Source organism: Austwickia chelonae NBRC 105200, from assembly GCF_000298175.1.
GTDB classification, from domain to species: Bacteria; Actinomycetota; Actinomycetes; order Actinomycetales; family Dermatophilaceae; genus Austwickia; species Austwickia chelonae.
This window is the reverse complement of record NZ_BAGZ01000005.1, coordinates 22,369-46,251: the sequence shown is the minus strand read 5'-3', so window position 1 is coordinate 46,251 and position 23,883 is coordinate 22,369. Positions and strand designations below refer to the sequence as shown.

Here is a 23,883-nt window from a genome sequence, read left to right as displayed (position 1 = left end):
GCCTCGGCCGGGCAGGTCAGGAGCTTGTCATCGTATCGGTGGAGGGTGTGCCGTGGGTGCCTTCGTCCGTCGGGCGGGACTGGACCTCGAGTCGGGTTTCGTGGACTGCGTAGGCTGGTCGGGTGATCGACTTCGACGACGTTCCTGAGCTGCGCTCCCCGGTCGTGCTTGCCGCCTTCGAGGGGTGGAACGATGCCGCGGAGGCGGCGTCGTCGGTGATCGGACATCTGGCCCAGGCTTGGGAGGCGACGAGTGTGGCCGGGGTCGACCCGGAGGAGTACTACGACCTCCAGGTGAATCGGCCGAGGATCACCAGGTCGGAGGGTGGACGTCAGATCGTGTGGCCGGGGACGTCGGTGTTGGTGGCGACTCCGCCCGGGCTCGAGCACGATGTCGTGTTGATCGACGGGGTGGAGCCGTCGATGCGGTGGCGTGCGTTCAGTGCCGAGCTGGTGGACTTCATGGAGGAGGTCGGCGCGCAGGCGTTGTTCTCGCTGGGTGCCTTACTGGCCGAGTCGCCGCATCGGCGTCCGCTGCCGGTGACGGTGACGTCGGAGGACCCTGTCGTGCGGGAGCGTTTCGACCTGCCTCGGAGCACCTATGAGGGGCCGACGGGCATCGTCGGCGTCCTGGGCGATGCCGCGTCCGCCCGTGATGTGCCGTCGGCGTCGGTGTGGGTGTCGGTCCCGCATTATGCCGCTGCTCCGCCGGCGCCGAAGGCGATCTGGGCGTTGGTCCGTAAGTTGGAGGAGCTGTTGTCCTGCGAGCTTCCGCACGGAGATCTGGTGGAGGCGTCTCGGGCGTGGGAGGAGAACATCGACCAGTTGGTCGAGGGGGACGAGGACGTCGCCCGGTACGTCCGTCACTTGGAGACCTCTGCGGATGCAGCGGATTCGTTGGCAGCTTCGGGTGATGCCATCGCCCGTGATTTCGAACGTTATCTGCGGGGGCGTGGCGGTCAGGAATTCTGATTCCGGGGTGGGGTGTCCCTTCCCGGCCCTGGTGGTTCCGTCGTGGCGTGGCGCCGCGTCTGTTCAGGGGATCCTTCTCAGAGGGCGATCCCGAGCAGTGCGTCGATGAGATCCCGGACGGCCGGCCCCTGCGGGTCGGTGGATTCCTCGCCGGTGTCGGCGTCCCGGAGCGCACGGTCGGCCCAGTCGTCGATGACCTGCAGGGCCCGAGGCGTGTCGAGGTCGTCGGCGAGTGCCTGTCGTACTTGTTCCAGCAGTGTGTCCGCGGGCGGGCCGTCTGTGGCGACGGCGGAGCGCCAGGTGGCAAGTCGTTCTTGGGCGGTCTGCAGTTCGGGGTCCTGCCATTCCCATTCGGTGGCGTAGTGGTGGGCGAGCAGGGTCAGGCGTACTGCCATCGGGTCGACGCCCTGGGCGCGTAGCCGGGAGACGAGGACGAGGTTTCCTCGCGATTTGCTCATCTTGTGGCCTTGGTAACCGACCATCGCCTGGTGGACGAAGGCGGTGGCGAAGGTCGGTTGTCCGGTGAGCGCGTTGGCCTGGACCGCGCTCATCTCGTGGTGGGGGAAGACGAGGTCGGTGCCTCCGCCCTGGACGTCGAAGCCCATGCCGAGGTGGTGCAGGGCGATGGCAGTGCATTCGATATGCCATCCGGGGCGGCCGGGTCCGAGTCCATCGGAGGGCCAGAAGGGTTCGTCGCCGCGGGCTCCCCGCCACAGCAGAGGGTCGAAGCGGCCGCGTTTGCCGGCCCGGCCTGGGTCGCCTCCGCGGTCGGCGAAGACCTCGTCCATCTGGTGTTCGTCCCAACCGCAGGTGGCCCCGAAGTCGGGGCAGGCGGCCAGGTCGAGGTAGATGTCGCCGCGGGTGCCGGCGCGGGTTTTCTCCTCGGCGGGGATGTCGACCTGGTAGGCGTGCCCCTGGGCGAGGAGCGCGGCGACCTGTTCCTCGATGAGGGGGATGGATTCGACGACGCCGACGTAGTGGTCGGGGGGAATGACGCGGAGGGCGTTCATGTCGTCCCGGAAGAGTTGGGTCTCGGCCAGGGCGAGGTCCTGCCAGTCGACGCCGTCACGGTGGGCGCGTTCCAGCAGGGGGTCGTCGACGTCGGTGACATTCTGGACGTAGACGACCTGGTGCCCGGCGTCGCGGAGGATCCGGTTGAGGATGTCGAAGGTCACATAGGTGGCGGCGTGCCCCATGTGGGTGGCGTCGTAGGGGGTGATCCCGCAGACGTACATGCGGGCCACGGGGCCGGGATCGAGAGTGACCGGGCCGCGGTGGCTGTCCGTCACTGTCGGTTCGGGGCCGTGGCCGGCGAGTACGGGCAGGTGCGGGATGTCCCAGGCGATCACGGGGAAAGCCTACCGGCAGGTGGCGGGGGCGGCGTTCACAGCGGCGGCCAGGGGACGGGGTGACGATGCCCTGGTGGGGACGGGTAGGTGCCGACGTCCAGGAGGTGGTCGACCCGGCCGGTCAGGGCTTCGATCTCGTCGGCGGTGATGAGGCAGGCCAGTTCGTGGCGTAATCCGCCGGTCCTTTCCTCACCCAGGAGGGCGCGCAGACGTCGTAGGTGTTCCCGGTGGGCCGTGGGAAGGGGATCTCCTTGCCAGCCCCACAGGATGGTACGCAGTTTGTCTTCCTGGTGGAGGCTCAGTCCGTGGTCGACGGCCCAGGGGGTTCCCTGCCGGTCGGTGAGGATGTGACTTCCTTTGCGGTCGGCGTTGTTCAGGACGGCGTCCAGTACGGTCATGGCGGCCAGCCGGGGGTGATCGGCGTGGCTGACGACCACGGGGGTGCCGTCCTGCAGGGTCGCGTGGAGGACGGCATGCCACCCCTGCCCGGGGAAATTCGTTTCGGGGAAGAGACGTACCGGGGCGTCTTCGTCGGCGGAGAGTCCTCCATCGTCCTCGCCGGGGAGCGGGCCGATCCACCGTTGGACCGATCCGGGACCGACGGGACCTTCGCGCAGCACCGTCTCGGGGATGAGCCCCCAGCCGGCGGCCCGGTCGACGAGGAAGGCCGCGGCCTCCCGTGCGGCGAGGGTGCCCTCGGGGAAGTCCCACAGCGGCCGTTCACCACGCACCGGTTTGTAGACGACGGGTTCGCGCCTGCCGGACTCCGGCGCGGAGAGCACCGCCAGGTAGGCCTCGTTGGAGGCTTCGGTGAGCCGACCGATCAGGTGGAGTTCGGCCCGGGCCAGGTCGGTGGTGCCGGCCGAGGTGGGAGTCAGCGTCGGTATCCGTTCGCACGCGGGCAGATGTGCCCGTCGGGGTCGATGGGTCCGGCGCAGAAGGGGCATTGGGGACGCCCGGCGGCGACGACCTTGCGTCCGCGGCGGGCGAAGGCGCGCGCCATCGCGGCGGGCATCGATACGCGGAGGACCATCTGGGTGGGGTCGAGGGCCGGGTCTTCGGCGAGTTCGCCTGTTTCGGCGAGTTCTTCGACGTCAGCGGTGTCGAAGGAGTCGCCGACTGCGTGGAGTTCCAGGACCAGGCGGCGGGTGTCGGTGTCCCAGGAGAGTCCCATGGTGCCGACGCGGAATTCGGCGTCGACGGGGGTGGCCAAGGGGCCGTCGTCGGTGAAGAGCTGGGCGGCCTGTTCACTGGCGGAGCTCCCGGCGAACTCGTCGAGCAGATCGTTGACCCGGTCGGAGAGGACGGACACCTGGGTCTTTTCGACACCGACGGAGGTGGTGCGCAGTCCGTCGCTGGCTTGGAGGAAGAATTCGCGTTGTCCGGTGGGTCCGATCGTGCCCACGATGAATCGCTCGGGTGGATCGTAGGAGATGAGCGCCATAGGTCGACGATAACGGCCCGACGGCGGTGGTGTCCTATGGATGCGCTGCCGGCGGGGGTGCCCCAGGGCCGCCGCCGACGACGGCGTCGCTGTCGGTGGCGGGGCCGGTCGGGGGTGTCCAGGGCCGTCCGGTGTCATTGGCGCGGACGAGGAAGGGCCGGTCGGGGGTGTAGCGGACGACGGACAGGCTGGCTGGGTCGACCTGCCACCGTTGGAAGAGGTCGAGGGGACAGCCTGCGGCGTCGGCGAGGATCGCTTTGATGACGTCGCCGTGGCTGACCGCGGCCCAGATGGCGTGGGGTCCGTGTTCGGCCTCGACGAGGGCATCGAGTTCGCGGGCTGCGGCGACGGCACGAGCCGACATGTCCCGCAGGGATTCCGCGTCGTAGTCGTCGCTCCGGGGGAAGCGTGCCGCGCTGGGGTGGCGTTGTACGGTGCGCCAGAGCGGTTCGTCGGTGAGTTCGCTCAGAGCTCGACCGGTCCAGGCCCCGTATCGGCACTCCCCCAGCCGTTCGTCCACCCGTCGTTCTGCGGGGTGTCCGGCGAAGGCCAGGTCGGCGGTCTGTCGACAGCGGGTCAACGGGCTGGTGGCCACCAGGGCCAGGGGGATGTCGGCGAGCCGTCCGGCGAGGGAACGTACCTGTTCGCGGCCGTGCTCGTCGAGTTCGACACCGGGTGACCATCCGGCCAGGATGCCGTCGGCATTGGCCGTGGTACGCCCGTGCCGGACCAGCAGGACTGTCGCCATGGCTGTCATCGTACGGCGCGGGGCTCGGTCCGCCGACGCATCCGGGCGTTCCTGGGCGCCTAGAGGGTTCAGAATGACCTGGTGATCGTGGATAAAGCCGTCTATCGCGATGGTGTCAGATATGAATGTGGCGACCCCAGCGACGAGCTGGAGGAGTTGCGGGCCTCCGGCACCTCGGATTTCCTGTGGATCGGGTTGAAAGATCCCACCGACGAGGAGTTCGCCGAGTACGACGACGAGTTGAGTCTGCACCCGTTGGCGGTGGAGGACGCCCTGCACGGCAACCAACGGCCCAAGGTCGATATCTACGAGACGTCGACCTTCGTGGTGTTGAAGACACTGCGGTACATCGAACGCACCAGCGATGTCGAAACCGGGGAGCTGATGATGTTCGTCGGAGACCGGTTCGTGTTGACGGTGCGCTACGGGGAGGCCAATCCCCTCGCCGGTGTCCGCCAACGTTTGGAAGGCAGGCCCGAACGGCTGTCCTTCGGCCCGGTGGCGGTCATGCACGCGGTCATCGACCATATCGTGGACACCTACCGGACCATCGACGTCGAGCTGGAACGTGACCTGGAGGACATCGAGGAAGCCGTCTTCGCCCACGACGAAGCCGCGCTGGGCACCCAGATCTACAAGTTGAAACGCGAGATCCTGGAGTTCAAACGGGGCGCGCTCCCCCTGGTGACCCCGATGCGGAATCTCCTGGGGTCCGAAGCGTCCTTCGTGCCGACCGAGCTGCGTCCGTTCTTCGCCGACGTCCTGGACCACCTCGTCCAGGTCTGTGAACACGCCGAGTCCTACGACCGGTTGCTCGGTGACATCTTCTCCACCCACCTGGCTCAACAGGGTCTACGGCAGAACGAGGACATGCGTCGCATCTCCGCGTGGGTGGCCATCGCCGCCGTGCCGACGATGATCGCGGGCATCTACGGCATGAACTTCAAGAACATGCCCGAACTCGAAACCCACTACGGCTATCACATCGTGGTCGCGGTGATGATCCTGTCCTGCTTGCTGATGTACATCCGTTTCCGCCGCGCCAAATGGCTGTGACCCAGATCCGGGATCGCCCCCGCAGACCGGTCGATCACCGAGCACCCCACGCATACGACAGCGGCGCCCTCCCCCGACATGGGGAAGGCGCCGCCGGTCGAACCGGGAGGGAGGATCAGGTCGCGGAGATCCACCCCGCGCCCACCGCCGCGGCCAGCAGCAGACCGGCCGGCACCCGGTAGTAGACGAAGGCCTTCAGGGAGTTCGAGGCCACGAAACGCAACAGCCAGGCGATCGAGGCGTAGGCGACGAAGAAGCTCACCACGATGCCCACGATCATCGGACCGAGCGGGACGACAGCGAAGTCGACATCCTTCAGTCCGTACAGACCGGCAGCGGTCAGCGCCGGGATGGCCATGAAGAAGGACAACTCGGTGGCCACCACACGGTTCAACCCCGTGAACAGACCTGCTGAGATCGTCGCCCCCGACCGGGACACCCCAGGCACCAGGGAGAAACACTGCGCGACACCCAGGATGATCCCGTCGCGGATCGTCACATCGTCCTCGGCCCGTTGGGTGCCCTCCCGGACGTCCTGGTCGTGCCGCATCTCGGCGACCCACATCACGATGCTCCACAGCACCAGCGCCGCAGCCACGACCCACAATGAACGCAGCGACCCGGAGATCACCTTGCGGCCCAGGAAACCGACGATCCCCACCGGCAACGAACCGATGATGACCGCCCAGGCGAGCGTCCAGTCCTGGTTGTCCCGCGCACGTTCGTCACGGATACCGTCGACCCAGGCGAAGAACAAGCGTGAGATCTTGCCCCAGAAGAAGACCAGGGTCGCCGCGATCGCACCGATCTGGATGGTCGCGGTGTAACCGGTGACCGCCGGGTCGTCGATCTGCAGACCCATCATCTTCTCCACGACGGTGAGATGGCCGGTGGAGCTGATGGGCAGGTACTCAGTGATTCCCTCGACGATCCCCAGGATCACGGCATGGACATAGGTCAGTTCCACGAATGGCCTCTCGCTCGATGCTGCGGCACGCTCTCCACCCCGAGTGGGCGCCCCGCCACGGGCGCTTCACTGCCGCCCGGCGGCGTTAGTTTAGGCGGTCATGAAGAACGCCCGCGCACGGGTAACCGTCAGCGGGCGTCCAGCCTGACCGAAGGTCGGAAAGCACCGACCCCGACCGTGCACGCTCAGCGAGGCGCAGACGCCTCCGCGACGTCGACGACCTCGATGTCGTCGTCGATGTCCAGATCATCCTCGTCGTCGATGTCCAGATCGTCGTCATCGTCGTAGTCGAGATCGTCGTCATCGTCGAGATCGTCATCGTTGTACACCTGCAACGGAGTGACCTCACCGAAGGCATCCAGCAGGGCGTCGTCGTAGGCGTCGAAGGCCTCCGCAAGATCCTGGTACGCCGCGACGACGGCTGGGTCGTCCTCGCCACGACGCGACGAGGACGCCTCCAGGTGGCGTTCGAGGGCTGAGACGAACGTGGCCAGGGCGACTCGAGGATCTGAGCTCATGCCCTGAACGCTATCGCGTTCCAGCCGCCGGGTCACCCGGGTTGCCGTCAGATGTGACCTTTCCGGAGGGTACGCACCACCCGTCAGGGATGTTGCGCAGCAGGTCAGCTCACAGCCCCGGGGTGAGCACGAAAGGGTTTCGGGGAAACACCCGGTGATCCCGCAGGACACCCCTCGGCATATCCTGCTGACGCGCCCCACACCGAGGACGCACCTGGGACGACGACCCGTCTGTCGTCGAGGAGGACAGGATGGACCGACGCCGCAGCAGATTGGTCGCCCTGGGGATGACCGCGATGTTGGCTGCTTCCACCACCGGATGCGGCCTGTCCACCGACGAGAGCGACGCCCTACCCGACCACACCGGGATCTGCGTGGACCGCTCCACCGGCATCCGCCTGGACGACGCCGTCTGCGCCGCAGATCGCATCCCACCCTCACCTGCCCCGACCGACAACCCGACGACCTCGCCCACTCCCCCACCCACCACCGCCGTACCCACGACCCACTGCACTCCCGTATCCGCCCCACCTACGCCTCCCACCGCAGGCACATCGACGACCAGCGAACCCTCTGACACCGCAGCGACCGCACCTACACCCTGCCCCCCGGGCCAGGCGCTCGCCGACCGTCCGGAGAGCAGCGGAGCGACTTCCAACCCGTACCGTTCGCACGGGTGGTATTTCATCCCGTGGGGGTCGTCTGCACCGGCGGTGGGCTCGACGGCCCACGGCGGGACCTTCTCCGAGCCCCTGCAGGGTTCGTCCAGGGTCGGTGGGGTCTCCGCGGCGGGCGGCAAGGTGTCGGAGGCGTCCTTCTCGAAGGCCAAGTCCTCGATCGTCCGGGGTGGATTCGGCAGCAGCGGCAGCAAGGGCGGTAGCTGATGGAACGGCGCAGGGTCGCCCCTCGCGCCCAGTGGCGTGACCGGGTGCACGCGCAGGGCCTCACCTTTCTGACGACGTCGCTTCCCGACGGGCGCGAACTGCCCTACTGGTACGAGGAGGCTTGTTACCTCCTCTCGGAGGCCGAGGTCGAAGTGTTGGAGGCGGCGACGCAGCGCCTGCACGCCATGTCCTTGGAGGCGGCACGGTTCTTGGCCTCGGGGGCGATGGGTGATCTGGGTCTGCCCGCGGGCGCTCTGGTGCGGGTGGGTGAGTCCTTGGCTGCGGGGGCGCCGAGTCTGTACGGACGTTTCGACCTGCGTTTCGATGGCGAAGGCCCACCGAAACTGTTGGAGTACAACGCCGATACTCCGACCGGTTTACTGGAGGCCTCGGTGGCCCAGTGGTATTGGCTGGAAGACACCCATCCTGAACATGACCAGTGGAATTCGTTGCACGAGCGTCTCATCCTGGCTTGGCAGCAGTTGGCTCCGCGTCTGGACGAGGGCCCGGTGTACTTCGCCCATCATCAGGACGAACCGACCGGTGAGGAGGAGATGACGGTCACCTATCTGCGGGACACTGCGGACCAGGCGGGGCTCTCGACAGCGTCGATCACCGTGGGTGACATCGGCTGGGACGCTGTCGAAAGGGATTTCGTCGACCTGTCCGGATCCCCGATGCGGACCGTGTTCAAGTTGTATCCGTGGGAGTCGATGCTGGTCGAGGACTTCGGGGCCCACGTGGATCCGGTGAGTTCCCCGGGATCGACGCTCTGGTTGGAGCCGCTGTGGAAGGTGCTCCTGTCGAACAAGGCTCTGTTGGCGGCGCTGTGGCACCTGTACCCGGGGGACGAGCTGTTGTTGCCGGCCTATCTGAACGATCCCGGGCCGTTGACACAGTGGGTGGCCAAGCCCTTGCACGGCCGGGAAGGTGACAACATCCGGGTACACGCATCGGGTGTCGAGATCGAACAGCCCGGCGAGTACGGTGCAGAAGGCTGGTGCTACCAGCAGTGGTGCCCGCTGCCGGAGTTCGACGGGAACAAGGCCGTCCTGGGCTGTTGGGTGGTCGACGGTCTACCTGCCGGGCTGGGGGTACGGGAGAGCGACGGGTGGGTGACCGACTACCGAGCACGGTTCGTGCCCCACATGATGACCTCGGTTCGACCGAGTGCCTCCGTCCAGCAGGCGTGGTTGGCGGACGCGGGTGCTGACGTGCAGGACACGGTCGTGCAAGATGTCCTGCCGGGGGACAGCCGTCCTGAATCTGCGGTCTCCCGCCCGATGTTGACGTTGGGCGGACCGTTGGGCCTGCCTTCGGATGTGCAGGATGACACCTACTGCGACCGGCGAAGGACACCGTGATGTTGATCAGTTTGTTCCATGGGGCCGTCTACTCCCTGCTAGGGGTGGCTCTCCTCGTCCTGGGCTTCTTCACCTTGGATCTGTTGACTCCGGGCCGGTTGGGGAAGCGGATCTACGAGGATCGTTCGATCAATGCGGCGATCGTGGTCAGCGCGTCCTTCCTGGGATTGGGTGCGGTGCAGGCCACGGCGATCTACACGAACGGCGCAGCCGACCTGGGTCGGGCTTTCGCGTGGACAGCCGGTTTCGGCATCTTGGGGATCATCCTGCAGGCGGTCAGTTTCCTGGTGTTGGATGCGGTCACGCCTGGGTCGTTGCGGCGGATCACCGTGGATGAGGGTTTCCACCCGGGCGCTGTGGTCGCGGCGGCATCGATGCTCGCGGTGAGTGCCGTGGTCTGCGCGTCCATCTCCTGAGGAGTTCCTTCCACGGAAACGGGGTGCCGTGGTCGGGCCTCGGCCGGGCCGGGGTGCGGCAGGATGATCGGGTCGGGATCATCTCGATCCTGTCCTGTCCACCTACCCGTGGCCTGTCGGGCGGATCCGAAGGAGCATGCACGTGCTGTCGTCCTGTCAGGTGCCGGTGTCTGCGCCGCAACGTCGAGGGATGATCCGGTGGGTGCTGGTGTCGGTGGCGGTGACGGCGTGGGCGCTCTTCTCCGGGCTGTGGGGGCCGGTGCCGTCGGCAGGAGCCCATTCGCAGCTGGTCTCCTCCTCCCCCGCGGACGGGTCGACGGTGGAGACTCTCCCGGAGAGCGCCACGTTGACCTTCAACGAGGAGGTACATCCCAAGTTCGTGCAGGCGGTGGTCGCTCCGGCTTCCGGCGAGGCCCGGTCCGCCTCGGCGGTCGCGCAGGGACCGAAGGTGGTGGTTGCCCTCCCCCAGGATCTGGGCGGGGGGAAGATCACGGTGCGTTACCGGGTGGTGAGCAAGGACGGGCATCCCATCTCCGGGGAGATCTCGTTCACCGTGCCGGGTGGGCAGGGCCCGGCGCAACCGGGAGCGGACAGGTCGTCGGGGGCAGCCGGTTCGTCGACGTCGACCGGCGGGGTTCCTTCCTCGGATCCGGGACGACCGGTGACAACGGCTCAGGGCAGCGACACCGTCGCCGTGTACCTGTTGACCGGCGGCGCGGCCGTGTTGTTGATGACGCTGGGTTTTTTGGTCTACCGGTGGGATAGGCAACGCGACCCGCAGTGACCGGAAAGAGTCCACTCTCAACATGCCGCAACCCTGTATGGAATTAAGTATTTTTGATAGAAAATAAAAGACCTCACAGGTCTATCTGAGTCATGTTGCAAAAATAGCGATACCCACGAAAGCCTAACCTTAGTAAATTACAGATAAGTAATTTCTCACCTTCACTTAAAAGTGGCCGATCGGAGCTGCAACTTTTAATGAAGGCGGGATCTTCATGCTAGCCACTCATCAAGCAATCGAAGTCGCTACCCGGGGTGCAATATCGGCACAAATCTCAAGTGCAGAAGCAATATTTTCGCCCCGATTAGCCGATTCCCCCAGATATCGATCCTGGCAATTATGGATAGCCTCGGGGCTCCCCCTACCAGAATTTCCCGAGGAGCCAGACCACCCCAGCATGTGGTGCTCTCCCCAGGAATGGGAACATCTAGGTATCCCCCCTCGTCTCGCCACTAGGTGGGAGTCATTCGGATTTGACGCCAAGTCTGCATCCCAGTGGTTAAAACAAGGATACCCCACCCCACCATCCGCAGTTGAAGATCTTTATTTCCAGGAGAAGACATGTTCGGAATATCCCCTGAAATGATCTCAGCAATATCTGGACTTGGTGCACTATTTGTCGCCACATGGGCAGGGATAACGGCTTTCCATATTCAGCAGATTGAACGACAGCGCGACGCCATTGCTGAAAAGGAGAGGCTTAGTTCATCTGCGACCGGAGTCTCCGCGTGGACGGCGATCCAACTCGAAGGTGACATCCGCAAGTCTGGAATCCTCCTCAGAAATATCTCCACTATGCCAATATACGACGTCTGCATAAGCAGTAAAGATCGAAACGGAGCACCTGAACCTCCCATTAAACTGTGCACAGTTCCCCCGGGGGAGTATTTTATTGAAAGGGTGAATACATCTTATCATTGGGCATTCCCTGACGCGCCAACCGGGATCATACGCCCCATTATGAACAAGAAGGATTGGGCCGTCGCCTTCATTAATTTCACAGATTCATCCGGACGCGAATGGCAGCGGGAACAGAATGGATCTCTCACGTGCAAAAATATGACAGTGAAGCACGAAAAAATGGGAGAAGCACCTCCCATGGCCCACTATAAGAGGTCAGCCATAAGGCCAGCTTGACAAACCGACACCACACACTCCCGGTGCTTCCTCGGAGGAAAAATTTCCTCCGAGGAAGCACTTCTTACCTACTTACAAGTCTTCTACCCAGAGAGTAGGCAAACAAAAGTACCTAAAAGGCTTCAGCGAAGCTTCTGAGATGGAATATAGATCCGGACTTCAGTCCTCTCTAGCAATCAGAAATACAACATCTCTCACAACCCGACAGATCGGACATACCCTGATCTGAGGTGGGGACGTCCGGTTCTTCGCCGCTCGCCCACCTCGGGAGACCTCGATGACGACGACGCCCGCTGTCCATCCTGCTGACCGTCATGACGTCATCCGGGTGCGAGGCGCTCACGGGAACAATCTGCGCTCAGTCGATCTGGACCTGCCCAAGAGAAGGCTCACCGTTTTCGTCGGGGTGTCCGGGTCGGGCAAGAGCTCCCTGGTGTTCGGCACGATCGCCGCCGAGTCGCAGCGCATGATCAACGAGACCTACAGCACCTTCGTGCAGGGTTTCATGCCGGCGCTGTCGCGCCCGGAGGTGGATCACCTAGAGGGGCTGACCACGGCGATCGTCGTCGACCAGGAACGGTTGGGCGCGAACCCTCGCTCGACGGTCGGCACCGTCACCGACGCCCACGCCGTCCTACGGATGCTGTTCAGCCGGATCGGTGATCCCCATATCGGCCCGGCCAGTGCTTTCTCCTTCAATACGGCCACTGTGCGAGGCGCCGGTGCGATCACCATCGAAAAAGGTGATCGACCCACGAAGGAAAAACGCACGTACGAACGACTCGGGGGAATGTGTACCCGCTGTGAGGGGACCGGTTCGGTCGCCGAGATCGACCTCTCCGCACTGTTCGACGAGGACCTTTCCCTCAACGGCGGCGCACTCACTGTTCCTGGCTATTCGATGGACGGCTGGTACGGCCGGATCTTCAGCGGCAGCGGCTATTTCGACATGGATAAACCGTTGCGTGAGTTCACCGCACAGGAAATGCAGGATCTGCTGTATCGCGAACCCACCAAGATCCGGGTGGACGGTGTCAACCTGACCTATGAAGGGCTGATCCCCCGGTTGCGGAAGTCGATGCTCGCGAAGGACCGGGAAGCGATGCAACCGCATATCCGGGCGTTCGTGGACCGGGCGGTCGTCTTCGAGGTCTGTCCCGAGTGCCAGGGCGCCAGGCTCAACGAGCGTGCCCTTTCCTCGCGGATCGCGGGGAAGAACATCGCTGATCTGTGTTCGATGCAGATCAGCGATCTCGCGGACTGGATCGCGCGGCTCGACTCACCTTCGGTCGCGCCGCTGTTGGTGTCCTTGCGGGAGACCTTGGACGCTTTCGTGCATATCGGGCTGGGTTATCTGTCCTTGGACCGGGCCACCGGGAGCCTGTCCGGCGGGGAGTCGCAGCGGACGAAGATGATCCGCCATCTCGGGTCGGCGCTCACCGACGTGACCTATGTCTTCGACGAGCCGACGACGGGGATGCACCCGCACGACATCGTCCGCATGAACGAACTGTTGCTGCGTCTGCGAGACAAGGGCAATACGGTGCTCGTCGTCGAGCACGCGCAGGAGACGGTCGTGATCGCGGATCACGTGGTGGAGTTGGGGCCGGGTGCGGGTTCTGAGGGCGGTCGGCTCGTCTTCGCGGGCAGTGTCGAGGAGTTGCGGGCGGCAAGGACGTTGACGTCGCGGCATCTGGACGACCGTGCTCGCCTGAAGGCGTCGGTGCGTACACCGACGGGGGTGTTGGCGGTGCGAGGTGCCTCGCGGCACAACCTGCAGGATGTCGACGTGGATATTCCGTTGGGAGTGTTCACGGTGGTCACGGGGGTCGCCGGGTCGGGGAAGAGTTCACTGATCCACGGGTCGGTGTCGCCCGGGGAGGGTGTGGTGGCGGTGGATCAGTCCCCGATCCGGGGTTCACGGAGGAGCAATCCGGCGACGTACACGGGGCTGCTCGACCCGATCCGTAAGGCGTTCGCGAAGGCGAACGGCGTGAAACCTTCGTTGTTCAGTTCGAATTCGGACGGTGCCTGTCCGTCGTGCAAAGGCGCTGGGGTGATCTACACCGATCTGGCGGTGATGGCCGGGGTGTCGACGGTCTGTGAGGACTGCGAGGGTCGACGGTTCGACGAGTCGGTGTTGAAGTTCGGCCTTGGTGGGTTGAATATCGCCGAGGTCTTGGAGATGTCGGTGGCGGAGGCGACGGTCTTCTTCGAGGAGGGCCATGCCCGTGCGCCGGCGGCCGGCATCGTCCTCGGAAGGTTGAGCGATGTCGGTCTGGGATATCTGCGGTTGGGGCAGCCGCTGACCACGTTGTCCGGTGGGGAGCGTCAGCGACTGAAACTGGCTGCGCGGATGGCGGAGAAGGGCGATATCTATGTGTTGGACGAGCCGACGACGGGTCTGCATCCGGCGGATGTCGCTCATCTGCTCGCGATGGTGGACCGCTTGGTCGATGCGGGGCGTACCGTGATCGTCATCGAGCACCACGAAGCGGTGATGGCCCAGGCGGATTGGTTGATCGATCTGGGGCCGGGTGCGGGGCACGACGGGGGCCGGGTGGTCTTCGAGGGGACACCGGCCGACCTGGTCGCTGCGTCCTCGACGCTCACCGGTCGGTATCTGGCGGCAGCGGTCAGTTCCGGCGGATTTTCAGGGTCAGACCGTAGGTCTCGAGGATCGGATTGAGCGGTTGAAAATAGGCCACGTTCGGCTTGCCGTCCTGGTGCCGGCAGGCCCGGGTCTTCGGATCGATGATCTTGCGGCCGTTCCCTCCGGAGTGCACACCCTGGGCTTGGTTCCCGGCCATCCAGGCGCCACCGGAGTCACCTTTGGCGCTGCAGGCGTCGGTCTGGGTGAGCCCGGTGATCCGGGCAACCTGGCCGGTTTTCTTGTTGCGGTATTTCGCGGTGACGTCCTTGGCGGTGATGGTGCCGCAGGTCCATCCGGTGGTCTGTCCTGATTTGCAGACGGATGTTCCGACGGGTGCTTCGGTGGATCCTTTGACGACGACGACCTTCCCGTTCCATTTGTCCACGGCGTCTTTGCCCTCCCAGGCCGGGTCGAGCGTGGCATAGGCCATGTCGTGGCCGGGGTATGCGAACTCCTGGGTGACGCCGAGCTTCTTGCCGTTCTTGGTGAAGGTTGCGTTCCCTCTGCCGCAGTGGCCGGCGGTGATGAAGACGTCCTTACCGTCTTTCTGGGCGTTGAATCCGAGAGAGCATTTGAATCTCTTCGCTTCTCGGGTGAAGGTTATTTTCTGTCCGCCGTAAACCGATGTGCGTGGCGTGTCTTCTGCGATGATGGATGCTTCGTCTTCGAACTCGTCGTCGGAGGTCTGGATCTCGACGTTGTCGAGGCCTTCGACTGCTTTTCTGGCCGCATCACCGTCCTTGTTCGACACGGTGAGCACGATCGTGTTCCGACGGGTGTCCAGAGATGTTGCCTTCGCCAGATCGCCGAGTGTTTCCTCGGCTTTCCTCCGGTTGGTTTCGATCTCTCTACGTGAGGTCTTGACGACCTTCGCTTCGACCTTGTCTCCACTGATCTGTTTGGCTGTCGCGTCGTCGACGACGTTCACGACGAGTTTTCCGCGTTTCTGGTCGATGAAGGATCCTGAGGTGCGCTCCCCCAGCTTCGCCTGGATATCGCGGGCGGTGCCGGCATGTTTCTCCTGTTCGTGTGCCCGGCTGAGGGCGTCCTCCGCGGAGAGTCCGAAGGCACGGGAGATGTGGTCGGCGGACATCTTGGTGATGTCGCTGATTTCCTCTGCCCGGTCCGCGGATTTTTCTCCGGCGTGGGCGAGAAGAGGTGCCACGGTGAGGGTCAGGGCGGTAGTGACCGCGAGGCTCATGGCCGTTCGGACGTGGCGGTGTGTTGTCGTCTGGGTGTGCCGTGGCATGGTGGTCATACTCCGTTCCGGGTAGGACCTCTGCAGGTCGGCCCACGTCGTCAGATGAAATCTGCAGCGACAGTAGTGGATCCACCCAGGCGACTCCTCGCCGGGACCTTCTACGGCTGAAAAACCTACAGCTAGAAGCTATTTCACCGCCCTCAGCGGAGGCGCAACTCCCCCACCGGCCGATCCACTGGCTTCCCGTACATGCAGCGATGACCTTTTTCGTGTTGAGCGAAACCGTGACGGCGGTCTCTTCAACTGGGAAGCATCCGGCAAGGTCGGAGTTTTCACTCTCATGAAGGTGCTGGTGAGCGTTACGCCGTAGAGGGTTTTTGTTTTAAACAAAGTGACATAAGTATTGTTATCGGAAAATATCGTTTCTTTGCCGCATTGGGGCGGTTCAGTATCTCGGAACCAGCCGCAATCATCGGCCTGAGCACAGGACACCGAAACAGAAGCGCAAGCCTCCCCCTATCCCTGGCATCAGGGCTGAATAACCACCCCTCCCCGAGCCCGAGCACACCCCTGTTGCTTCTCTCGTGCCCTGTCAGTTTTAGGCGTTCTGTGCGGGTAGTTCAGGATCGCTGGGGGCCTCCCCAGCCCAGAGATTTCATCTGTAACGTGAGTCGAGAACATGAGAAATGCCACTGAACTGCGAGGACGTCACTTACGACAGCAGATACTCACGTGAGCCGAAGGGCACTTCTCAGATGAGTAGCAGCATGGCCCATGCCGAGGTGTTACTGGATCTGGCGGTCTCGTTGGCGCTGGGGCCGGGGCGCATGCACCGGGTCACGCAGTGACGGCGGCGAGTCCGCTGGTCATCGGCTTGAACGCCGAGCCTGGTCAACCTGCTCTTGCAGGGCTTCTTGCAGAATCGGGCCTAGCGGCTGATCGTGCAACTCGCAAACGGCCTCCCCCGACCACGAAGCCCGCCGGTGGGAACCCAAAACCCTGCGGCATCGATACCCGGCGCCTCGTCGTACCCCCTTACAAGAGTCCGCCTTGTTCCATCAGCACCGGCGCCAGCTCCGCCGCGACACCAGTCGATGGGAGATCCGGGTTAAGACACTCTCCAAAAAGTATGATGCGCATGCAGCTGGTTTCGGGGTTATTGGGGGACCGAACCAAGGATAATTCCACCGCTGCGCTCTGGGCGGTGTGGATTATCTCAAAATCGTAGATTGAGCGACATTCACACACTCTCACCACATGGGGAGATCATGTGTAAGTCTCTCATTGCAGCCGTGTTCGCGGCTACTTCGCTCAGTTCAACCGGTGCCGCTGCCGCCTACGCTGATGCTCAAGATGATGATGGTCTTTGGGATTACGATCATGACCAGAAGAGCTCCTGGTCCAGCTACTGGCATCGAAGCAAGACGTACGGCAGCTCGGTCATAAATAAGGGCGTTGAATTTGACTCGGAGCGCATGGGGTCAAATGTGGATTTACCAAATACTAGCCGATGGGATCGGCGTATCGGAATATTACAGATTACGGCACCCTGGCCACGGCTGTGCTGTGAGCCTGAATTGAGGCCGGCCAGATACCCTCGACCCACGTGCTGACAGGAGGAAGGTAATGATGCGACTTAATCGCACACTGACGTCAGCAATAGCCCTGTCTGTAGTCTTTGGGTTCCTCTTCTCATTCCTCTGCTTTAAGCTCTTATCGGAGCAGTCAGAAATGGGATCATTCGGCAGAATCAATCCCTATGGATCGGAAAAGAAGATAGACTCGAAAGAGTATTTTCGAGACCTGCAGAAAATGGCAGTAAGTGAACACATCGATGTGGCCGTGGTGATGAGCGACCCATCGGGGGGTGAAGATGGGGAGATCTTGCACGTGATCCCTGGCGCGGGCCCACTCGGTCTCGGTCAGGAGTGGATTAATGGGCGCACGGAGTTCAGTCCAGAGGCACATCTCACGATTCGACCTTTCTCGCCCGATGTCAGGTTGTCACCGACAAGTCCCTTGGTCATATTTGAGCCGCATGCAAAAGGCCCCGTGGAAGGGTTCGTCACCTCATGGGGCTTCACATACCACTATCAAGATGCATTTTCGTTTAAGCATGCTCTGGAGTTCTTCCTGGCTGGAGCGAAGCTCTACGCCTTTGCCATGACAACCCTCTTGGTGGCGGCACTGGTGACAGCGGGGGTCGTCTATCAGGCGAAACGGTCGGCTATCGAACAGCTTCATGGATTCGGCTACCTGCAACAGGCGATGATGTTGACACTTGCTCTGGCGCGAGGTGCTTTGATCATGAGTCTTCTCGCAGTCATCATTGCTGCCGGGTTACTTCTGCCCTACAATCGCCTCGCCTTCTTTGGTCAATTTATGGTGAGTTCACTTCTCATTTCTGCAGTGCCGATGGTTGTCGGCTTACTAGTGGGCTTACTAGCGTTGCGCATTATCACATTTATGAGCGTCATCGCCTCGATAAAGGGGCGCCTTCCTTTCCGGACAGGGCATCTCCCTGTTTACCTCGTGCGCATTCCCACCCTTGTATTAATGCTCTCTGTGATACATGGGCTTAGCGCTGGGTCCGTGGCATTGGAGTCACTTGCCTCAGAACGCGCGGAGTCACTCAAATATGGAGTCACTTATACGGTCACCATGACTGATGTTCCACATGATGATCGCGCGGTCGAACTTCAGCGCTACCTTATTGGTGGCACACGGTCTGGTGAGGTGCGAATATCGACAATGATCGATCTCCTAGCTGACGGGACTCAGCCCAGAGCTTTGTTGGTCGATGACGGTATGTATCGTCACCTAGGGCAGGAAGGGATACCCGGAGAGAAGGAACTTCTGATAGTCACGCCGCCAGGCACCAGCATCTCTGACAGCGAGCTCCACGAGAGGGCCCGCAGCGTGCTAAGGCCCTCACTGGAGGGGTGGAAACTTCGCAGGGAATCGTCCCCATCGGCTATACCTTTTTCTCCGATCACCACCATGTCTGGCATCCCCCGTGGGAACCGGGAAAACCAGGCGATTATGGTAGCTCGTCAGCCATTGGCACTCATGAGTCCATACAATGTTGCCAGTGCCCTGAGTCGAGGAGAGGTGCAGTTTACAACGCTGGAAGCTGCACAGAAAATTGTGGATGGTCGATTCGGTTCACTATTCAGCTCCATCATCTCAACCGCAGATCGAGCAGATCAAGATATAGCCAGCGTAAGAAGCGAGTATCACCTGCAATGGGTGAATGCAGCTATTGCGGGGCTTGCCCTGGTGAGCAGTTCACTCACTGTGTCCGTGATATATATGGCACGCAGAGGACAGCGTGATTTCATTCGACGACTGCATGGGTGGTCTTTTATGCAATCAAACCTGGTGGTTTTATCTCTCGAAGCCTTCCTTTCTATAACAGTGGTCGTGCTGCTGCTACACCGAGTGTCGGCCCAGGATGAATTCTTCACTCAAGGATATATTCCAATACCCACGATGCTTGATGATCGCTATACGCATGGTGAAGTGGTAGGCACTGTCATTTTGCTTGCACTCAGTGTTGTCGTATTTGCGTTCGTGCTTGCGCGGGTGAGTAACATCTCACTGCGACGCCTCACCGCTCATCCCTGATAAGACCTGATAAGAAGGCGCCCCGATGACATCACCGATGGACAGCACTGTTCGCTCGAGCCTTACTGTCAAAGGCCTTAGCAAGAGTTTCGGTAGCCACTTATTGTGGTCGAATTTGGATCTTTCTTTTCAGCCTGGTGACCGGGTTGCTCTGACTGGCGTCAGCGGGAGCGGAAAGAGCACATTGTTGAATTGTTTAGGCCTCCTTGAACGTCCTACTAGCGGAAGCATCTGTTGGGGGGATCGTGATCTCGTAAAGCTACGTCCAGGTCTTGTACGTCGGTTCCGTCGCGATCACCTTGGTTACCTGTTTCAGGATTACGCGCTCATTGAGGACGGTACGGTTGCAGAGAATCTTCAGGTCGCTTTGGGCGCGTGGGGATCCCGGGGCCACGCGCGAGGACGTAGGCGTGAAGCATTTGCTCAAGTTTTGGACCAGGTGGGTCTGTCCGGTCGCGAGAAAGACCGCATCCATATCCTGAGCGGTGGCGAGCAGCAGCGAGTGGCGATGGCCCGACTTCTTCTGCGCCGACCGTCGATTGTATTGGCTGACGAACCGACAGCGGCCCTGGACGGCGAGAATGAGGACAGGGTCTTGCATTTCTTGGACGAGATAGCGAGCAGTGGCGCCATCGTCATCATCGCAACGCACAGTGTGAGCATCCGCGATCGATGTGACCAGATTGTTCATCTCTTCGGTGAGGGAAGTGTGGAAGTGACAACACCGGTGGCAAAAGCCGCCAGCCACAGCCGGATCGAGTGAATCATCGAATCCAGCGCCGGGAACTCCCCGCTCAGCTCACGGCAAAGCGCACCGTCACGTGGTTTCTCACCTTCTCTTAAGTTATCGGAATAAACCACCATTCTGAAGAATTTAATGCGTCTGTCGCCCTCAGCAGCCGTTGTCGTTCTAGTCAGCAGCATGCATCTGTCTATCCACGATCGTGGGGATGACGTTGACAGCCAAAGAGCACACCAAATATCCGTTGGGGGCAGGTTGTGTCGCGCAGATAGGTTCGGGCCCCCGCGGAGATCAGGCTCTTCCCCATCGCCGAGGGGATCTAGTTCTGTGGTGGTGCTGAATGCTGATGACATCAGGCGTAAGCGACCCTATGCATCCACAGTGGGTTCGCACACCCACCCAACATCACACCTGCCGTCACCTGGGGGTATCGATCAGTTGCGAGATTCACCACTCCTGACTTTAACTCAGGCATAAAGGTCTGGGCGACCCGAAGTCTTCTTCCCGAAAAATGATGATGCTTTATTGATCAGATCAGCTCCGAAGGCATCCGGATATGTGCGAGCCGAAGCTTTAATGAAACTAAAAGTGTCGAAAGGCTTACCGGCCTCATAATTCAGCTGATGCGTGGCGTGCGTAATGGCTTGCGCCATCGGAACCGGACCAGAGCTCTCCGTCATTGGCCATTTAAATTTTCTCCCGTAAGCTTGGGCAAAAAATTCTTCTTCCTTGCGGAAATAAGGCACCCCACCTACAAAGCAAATATCCGAGGAAGAATCGGTTCTAGTTCGCCGTACTGGCCGCACAGCAAGATACTCGCTAGTTGCGGCAGTGAGGCTTCCTATGGGTGCACTCATGAATTTCTCCCGGTCGACTAGAGCCGTCCCTTCCCTGATCGGTTTCTCGCTCTGAATCATGAGCAGGTAGCGACCGCCCTTCGCGCCTTGCTGCTGTCTCGCGGCGATGTGGTGTCAGCGCATCATCGATGCTGGCCAGAGTGGGCCATATCCGGTTTCGCTGTGGTGCGCGCTGACGAGGATCTCTATCGTTCGTGGCGCTTCTGTTCACGCAGCATTATCGCCAGCGAACAAGTGGTCGACGTACTTGCCCAGGACCATGAACAGCAAGCGCATCGTTGTACAGATCGCAAGTCGGATCTCGTAGCGAAAGCCTCAGCATCACGCACGGCCACAGCTATGCCCCACGACACGTTCAACGCCGGACATGCAGATGAGGCGAGATCCGAAGATCCCGCCTCATCTGTTCGTTTGGTGCGCCATCAGGGACTCGAACCCCGAACCCAGTGATTAAGAGTCACTTGCTCTGCCAATTGAGCTAATGGCGCCTGCCGAACGAGTACGACTGTACATGAATTCGAGTTTCAACATGAAATCCGCTGGTCAACGGCCTGAAGCTCGGGGAGCATCCGGTGCGCGACACGCCGAAGAACCAGAAAAAGTCCCAAAAAAACTTCCAAACGTCTGATCTGACCTCCGATCAGCCCTCCCACCGGATCTCCCGGCGTAACGTCTGACATGTCTGCGCCCGCGGCGGCGCATCGTGATCACCCCGCCGACACACCCCGCACGCCAACACCCCCGGCGCCGGACACGGTGTGCCACACGAAGGAGGACAACCATGCGGGCACTCGTCAAGCCCACAGCCGGGCCAGGGCTGGAACTCCGCGACGTCCCCGAGCCCGAATGCGGGCCCACCGACGTCAAGATCCGGGTCCTGCGCGCCGGACTGTGCGGCACCGACCTCCACCTCGAACAATGGGACGACTGGGCCGCCGCCACCGTCAAACCGCCGATGACCATCGGCCACGAATTCTTCGGCGAAATCGTCGAGGTCGGCCACGAGGTCGACGGCGTCATGCCGTTGAAAGTCGGTATGAAAGCCTCCGGAGAAGGACACGTCGTCTGCGGTTTCTGCCGCAACTGCCGCGCCGGACGCCGCCACGTCTGCATCAACACCCGAGGCATCGGCGTCAACCGTGACGGAGCCTTCGCCGACTACGTCGTCATCCCCGCCGGCAACGCCTGGGTCCAACCCGACGACATGGACCCCGACGTCGGCGCACTCTTCGACCCGCTCGGCAACGCCACCCACACCGCCCTGCAATGGCCCATGGTCGGCGAAGACGTCCTCATCACCGGCGCCGGACCCATCGGCGTCATGGCCGCCGCCATCGCCCGCCACGCAGGCGCCCGCCACGTCGTCGTCACCGACCTGTCCGACTACCGACTCGCCCTCGCCGAAAAAGCCGGCGCCGACCTCGTCGTCAACACCACCCGCAAAACCATCCGGGAAGCCCAACACGAACTGGGCATGCGCGAAGGTTTCGACATCGGACTGGAAATGTCCGGCGCACCCATCGCCGTCAACGACATGATCGACAACATGAACCACGGTGGACGCGTCGCCATGCTCGGCCTCCCCAAAGACCCCTACCCCATCGACTGGGGCAAGGTCATCACCCACATGATCACCGTCAAAGGCATCTACGGCCGAGAAATGTACGACACCTGGTATGCCATGAGCTCCATGCTGCAGACCTCCGAAAACCTGCGCACCGCAGTGAAATCGGTCATCACCCACCGAGTCGACTTCGAGGACTGGCCCGACGCCTGGGCCGCAGCCCGCAGCGGACAGTGCGGCAAGGTCGTCATGGACCTCACCCGCTGACCCACGCGTCCACCCCGAAGAGCCACGAAAGGAACCACCATGTATGGCGAGATGCGTGAGCGCCTGACCGAAACCCTCACGGAGATCGACGCAGCAGGCCTGTACAAGCACGAACGGAGACTGGCCACCCCCCAATCGGCGCACATCGAGACCGTCACCACCGACGGACGAGCGCCCTCCCTCAACTTCTGCGCCAACAACTACCTCGGCCTCGCAGACCACCCCGACGTCATCGCCGCAGCCAAAGCCTCCTACGACACATGGGGCTTCGGCATGGCCAGCGTCCGCTTCATCTGCGGCACCCAAGAACTCCACAAACAACTCGAAGCCAGCCTCAGCGACTTCCTCGGCATGCAGGACACCATCCTGTTCTCCAGCTGCTTCGACGCCAACGGTGGAGTCTTCGAAGTGCTCTTCTCCGAAGAAGACGCCATCGTCTCCGACGAGCTCAACCACGCCTCCCTCATCGACGGCATCCGCCTGTGCAAAGCCCGCCGATTCCGCTACCGCAACCGCGACATCGAAGACCTGCGCACCCAACTCGACGCCGCCCGTGACGGCGGAGCCCGACAGACGGTGATCGTCACCGACGGCGTCTTCTCCATGGACGGCTACTACGCGCCACTCCCCCAGATCTGCGACCTCGCCGAAGAATACGGAGCGCTGGTCCTGGTCGACGACTCGCACGCCGTCGGCTTCGTCGGCGCACACGGCCGAGGCACCCACGAACTCTTCGACGTGATGGACCGGGTCGACATCATCACCGGCACCCTCGGCAAAGCCCTCGGCGGCGCCTCCGGCGGATATGTCTCCGGACCGCAGGAAGTCATCGACCTGCTGCGCCAACGCGCCCGGCCCTACCTGTTCAGCAACGCCGTGGCCCCCGCCGTCGCCGCCGGATCCCTCACCGCGATCGAACTGGCCCGGTCCTCCGACGACCTGCGCGCCGCCCTGGAGACCAACAAGACCCTCTTCCGCTCCCTCATGACCGACGCCGGTTTCGACCTGCTTCCCGGCGAACACGCCATCGTCCCGGTGATGTTCCCCGGCGAAGACGGCGCGCGCCTCGCCGGACGGATCGCCGAGTCGATGCTCGGCGCCGGGGTCTACGTGATCCCGTTCTCCTACCCGGTGGTGCCCAAGGGCAAGGCCCGCATCCGGGTGCAGCTGTCCGCCGCGCACTCCCCCGACGACGTCCGCACCTGTGTGGCGGCTTTCGTCGCGGCCCGGGACGAGGCCGCTGCAGGCTGATCACCGCGCCCGCCGTACCGCAGGAACCGTAGGAAGAGCGAAGGCTGTCTCCTCGTCGACGAGGAGACAGCCTTCGCTGTGGT

At 62.4% G+C, this 23,883-nt stretch carries 20 protein-coding genes and 1 tRNA gene; 12 read left to right on the top strand and 9 right to left on the bottom strand.

Annotated features, from left to right (window positions below; all coding sequences use genetic code 11):
- Positions 1–122 precede the first annotated feature (122 nt).
- Positions 123–971 carry a PAC2 family protein gene (locus AUCHE_RS03495; RefSeq protein ID WP_006501893.1) on the top strand — a complete coding sequence of 283 codons (849 nt, stop codon included), beginning with the start codon at positions 123–125 and terminating at the stop codon, positions 969–971.
- 77 nt (positions 972–1,048) lie between these two features.
- On the opposite strand, the gene mshC is transcribed toward AUCHE_RS03495, so the two are convergent.
- The 4 genes from mshC to AUCHE_RS03475 are packed head-to-tail and all read right to left on the bottom strand — an operon-like array spanning position 1,049 to position 4,512.
- Positions 1,049–2,320 (bottom strand): cysteine--1-D-myo-inosityl 2-amino-2-deoxy-alpha-D-glucopyranoside ligase, encoded by a 1,272-nt coding sequence (gene mshC, locus AUCHE_RS03490; RefSeq protein WP_006501892.1) that lies wholly within the window; start codon positions 2,318–2,320, stop codon positions 1,049–1,051.
- A 35-nt stretch (positions 2,321–2,355) separates the two neighbouring features.
- The gene (locus AUCHE_RS03485; RefSeq protein WP_006501891.1) at positions 2,356–3,267 is read right to left on the bottom strand and encodes an SCO1664 family protein; all 912 of its coding nucleotides are present in this window, start codon (positions 3,265–3,267) and stop codon (positions 2,356–2,358) included.
- Positions 3,195–3,764, bottom strand: a complete 570-nt coding sequence (locus AUCHE_RS03480; RefSeq protein ID WP_006501890.1) for a DUF3090 family protein — start codon at positions 3,762–3,764, stop codon at positions 3,195–3,197. Before AUCHE_RS03480 ends, AUCHE_RS03485 begins: the two co-directional genes overlap by 73 nt.
- A 34-nt stretch (positions 3,765–3,798) precedes the next feature.
- Positions 3,799–4,512, bottom strand: a complete 714-nt coding sequence (locus AUCHE_RS03475; protein ID WP_006501889.1) for an MSMEG_4193 family putative phosphomutase — start codon at positions 4,510–4,512, stop codon at positions 3,799–3,801.
- An 81-nt stretch (positions 4,513–4,593) separates the two neighbouring features.
- Here AUCHE_RS03475 and corA point away from each other — a divergent pair, with 81 nt between their 5' ends.
- Positions 4,594–5,568, top strand: coding sequence for a magnesium/cobalt transporter CorA (gene corA, locus AUCHE_RS03470; RefSeq protein ID WP_006501888.1), 975 nt, complete (start codon positions 4,594–4,596; stop codon positions 5,566–5,568).
- Between the two features lie 115 nt (positions 5,569–5,683).
- Here the strand turns inward: corA and AUCHE_RS03465 are convergent, their stop codons facing one another.
- A complete protein-coding gene (locus AUCHE_RS03465) occupies positions 5,684–6,535 on the bottom strand; it encodes an undecaprenyl-diphosphate phosphatase (protein WP_006501887.1) in 852 nt (283 codons plus the stop codon).
- Positions 6,536–6,720: 185 nt separating this feature from the next.
- Positions 6,721–7,053 carry a hypothetical protein gene (locus tag AUCHE_RS03460; RefSeq protein ID WP_006501886.1) on the bottom strand — a complete coding sequence of 111 codons (333 nt, stop codon included), beginning with the start codon at positions 7,051–7,053 and terminating at the stop codon, positions 6,721–6,723.
- Positions 7,054–7,304: 251 nt separating this feature from the next.
- Between AUCHE_RS03460 and AUCHE_RS16490 the strand changes: the two genes are divergently transcribed.
- The 6 genes from AUCHE_RS16490 (at position 7,305) to AUCHE_RS03435 (ending at position 14,327) form a co-directional block, all read left to right on the top strand.
- A complete protein-coding gene (locus tag AUCHE_RS16490; protein WP_006501885.1) occupies positions 7,305–7,937 on the top strand; it encodes a hypothetical protein in 633 nt (210 codons plus the stop codon).
- On the top strand, positions 7,937–9,301 hold the full coding sequence (locus AUCHE_RS03450; RefSeq protein WP_006501884.1) for a glutathionylspermidine synthase family protein: 1,365 nt from the start codon (positions 7,937–7,939) through the stop codon (positions 9,299–9,301). The genes AUCHE_RS16490 and AUCHE_RS03450 overlap by 1 nt, the downstream gene beginning before the upstream one ends.
- Positions 9,301–9,717: a DUF350 domain-containing protein gene (locus AUCHE_RS03445; protein WP_006501883.1), complete on the top strand. Its 417-nt coding sequence runs from the start codon at positions 9,301–9,303 to the stop codon at positions 9,715–9,717. Before AUCHE_RS03450 ends, AUCHE_RS03445 begins: the two co-directional genes overlap by 1 nt.
- 142 nt (positions 9,718–9,859) lie before the next feature.
- The gene (locus AUCHE_RS15485) at positions 9,860–10,501 is read left to right on the top strand and encodes a copper resistance CopC family protein (RefSeq protein ID WP_052024792.1); all 642 of its coding nucleotides are present in this window, start codon (positions 9,860–9,862) and stop codon (positions 10,499–10,501) included.
- A 561-nt stretch (positions 10,502–11,062) separates the two neighbouring features.
- A complete protein-coding gene (locus tag AUCHE_RS16485; RefSeq protein WP_006501881.1) occupies positions 11,063–11,638 on the top strand; it encodes a hypothetical protein in 576 nt (191 codons plus the stop codon).
- Between the two features lie 277 nt (positions 11,639–11,915).
- Entirely contained in the window at positions 11,916–14,327 is a 2,412-nt protein-coding gene (locus tag AUCHE_RS03435; RefSeq protein ID WP_052024791.1) for an ATP-binding cassette domain-containing protein, read from the top strand.
- Here the strand turns inward: AUCHE_RS03435 and AUCHE_RS03430 are convergent.
- The gene (locus tag AUCHE_RS03430; protein WP_245706797.1) at positions 14,275–15,549 is read right to left on the bottom strand and encodes a S1 family peptidase; all 1,275 of its coding nucleotides are present in this window, start codon (positions 15,547–15,549) and stop codon (positions 14,275–14,277) included. The genes AUCHE_RS03435 and AUCHE_RS03430 overlap by 53 nt on opposite strands.
- Before the next feature lie 1,572 nt (positions 15,550–17,121).
- Between AUCHE_RS03430 and AUCHE_RS03425 the strand changes: the two genes are divergently transcribed.
- Positions 17,122–19,119, top strand: a complete 1,998-nt coding sequence (locus tag AUCHE_RS03425; protein WP_143114852.1) for a hypothetical protein — start codon at positions 17,122–17,124, stop codon at positions 19,117–19,119.
- 25 nt (positions 19,120–19,144) lie between these two features.
- Complete coding sequence (locus AUCHE_RS16085) at positions 19,145–19,882, top strand: ABC transporter ATP-binding protein (RefSeq protein WP_217994341.1); 738 nt, start codon at positions 19,145–19,147, stop codon at positions 19,880–19,882.
- A gap of 446 nt (positions 19,883–20,328) precedes the next feature.
- Here the strand turns inward: AUCHE_RS16085 and AUCHE_RS16480 are convergent, their stop codons facing one another.
- Together AUCHE_RS16480 and AUCHE_RS03415 are read right to left on the bottom strand one after the other, a co-directional pair.
- A complete protein-coding gene (locus tag AUCHE_RS16480) occupies positions 20,329–20,718 on the bottom strand; it encodes a hypothetical protein (RefSeq protein WP_143114849.1) in 390 nt (129 codons plus the stop codon).
- Positions 20,719–21,130: 412 nt separating this feature from the next.
- Positions 21,131–21,206 (bottom strand) — tRNA-Lys (locus tag AUCHE_RS03415).
- 293 nt (positions 21,207–21,499) lie between these two features.
- Here AUCHE_RS03415 and tdh point away from each other — a divergent pair.
- Positions 21,500–22,549, top strand: a complete 1,050-nt coding sequence (gene tdh, locus AUCHE_RS03410) for an L-threonine 3-dehydrogenase (RefSeq protein ID WP_006501874.1) — start codon at positions 21,500–21,502, stop codon at positions 22,547–22,549.
- 39 nt (positions 22,550–22,588) lie between these two features.
- Complete coding sequence (locus AUCHE_RS03405; protein WP_006501873.1) at positions 22,589–23,800, top strand: glycine C-acetyltransferase; 1,212 nt, start codon at positions 22,589–22,591, stop codon at positions 23,798–23,800.
- The last annotated feature ends 83 nt before the right edge of the window (positions 23,801–23,883 follow it).

What these genes read in the sequence shown, in the direction of transcription:
- AUCHE_RS03485 (WP_006501891.1), bottom strand. Translation starts at nt 3,267, where the DNA reads ATGCCCCTTCTGCGCCGGACCCATCGACCCCGACGGGCACATCTGCCC.
- AUCHE_RS03480 (WP_006501890.1), bottom strand. Translation starts at nt 3,764, where the DNA reads ATGGCGCTCATCTCCTACGATCCACCCGAGCGATTCATCGTGGGCACG.
- AUCHE_RS03475 (WP_006501889.1), bottom strand. Translation starts at nt 4,512, where the DNA reads ATGGCGACAGTCCTGCTGGTCCGGCACGGGCGTACCACGGCCAATGCC.
- AUCHE_RS03460 (WP_006501886.1), bottom strand. Translation starts at nt 7,053, where the DNA reads ATGAGCTCAGATCCTCGAGTCGCCCTGGCCACGTTCGTCTCAGCCCTC.
- AUCHE_RS16490 (WP_006501885.1), top strand. Translation starts at nt 7,305, where the DNA reads ATGGACCGACGCCGCAGCAGATTGGTCGCCCTGGGGATGACCGCGATG.
- AUCHE_RS03450 (WP_006501884.1), top strand. Translation starts at nt 7,937, where the DNA reads ATGGAACGGCGCAGGGTCGCCCCTCGCGCCCAGTGGCGTGACCGGGTG.
- AUCHE_RS03445 (WP_006501883.1), top strand. Translation starts at nt 9,301, where the DNA reads ATGTTGATCAGTTTGTTCCATGGGGCCGTCTACTCCCTGCTAGGGGTG.
- AUCHE_RS16485 (WP_006501881.1), top strand. Translation starts at nt 11,063, where the DNA reads ATGTTCGGAATATCCCCTGAAATGATCTCAGCAATATCTGGACTTGGT.
- AUCHE_RS03435 (WP_052024791.1), top strand. Translation starts at nt 11,916, where the DNA reads ATGACGACGACGCCCGCTGTCCATCCTGCTGACCGTCATGACGTCATC.
- AUCHE_RS03430 (WP_245706797.1), bottom strand. Translation starts at nt 15,549, where the DNA reads ATGACCACCATGCCACGGCACACCCAGACGACAACACACCGCCACGTC.
- AUCHE_RS03425 (WP_143114852.1), top strand. Translation starts at nt 17,122, where the DNA reads ATGCGACTTAATCGCACACTGACGTCAGCAATAGCCCTGTCTGTAGTC.
- AUCHE_RS16085 (WP_217994341.1), top strand. Translation starts at nt 19,145, where the DNA reads ATGACATCACCGATGGACAGCACTGTTCGCTCGAGCCTTACTGTCAAA.
- AUCHE_RS16480 (WP_143114849.1), bottom strand. Translation starts at nt 20,718, where the DNA reads ATGAGTGCACCCATAGGAAGCCTCACTGCCGCAACTAGCGAGTATCTT.
- tdh (WP_006501874.1), top strand. Translation starts at nt 21,500, where the DNA reads ATGCGGGCACTCGTCAAGCCCACAGCCGGGCCAGGGCTGGAACTCCGC.
- AUCHE_RS03405 (WP_006501873.1), top strand. Translation starts at nt 22,589, where the DNA reads ATGTATGGCGAGATGCGTGAGCGCCTGACCGAAACCCTCACGGAGATC.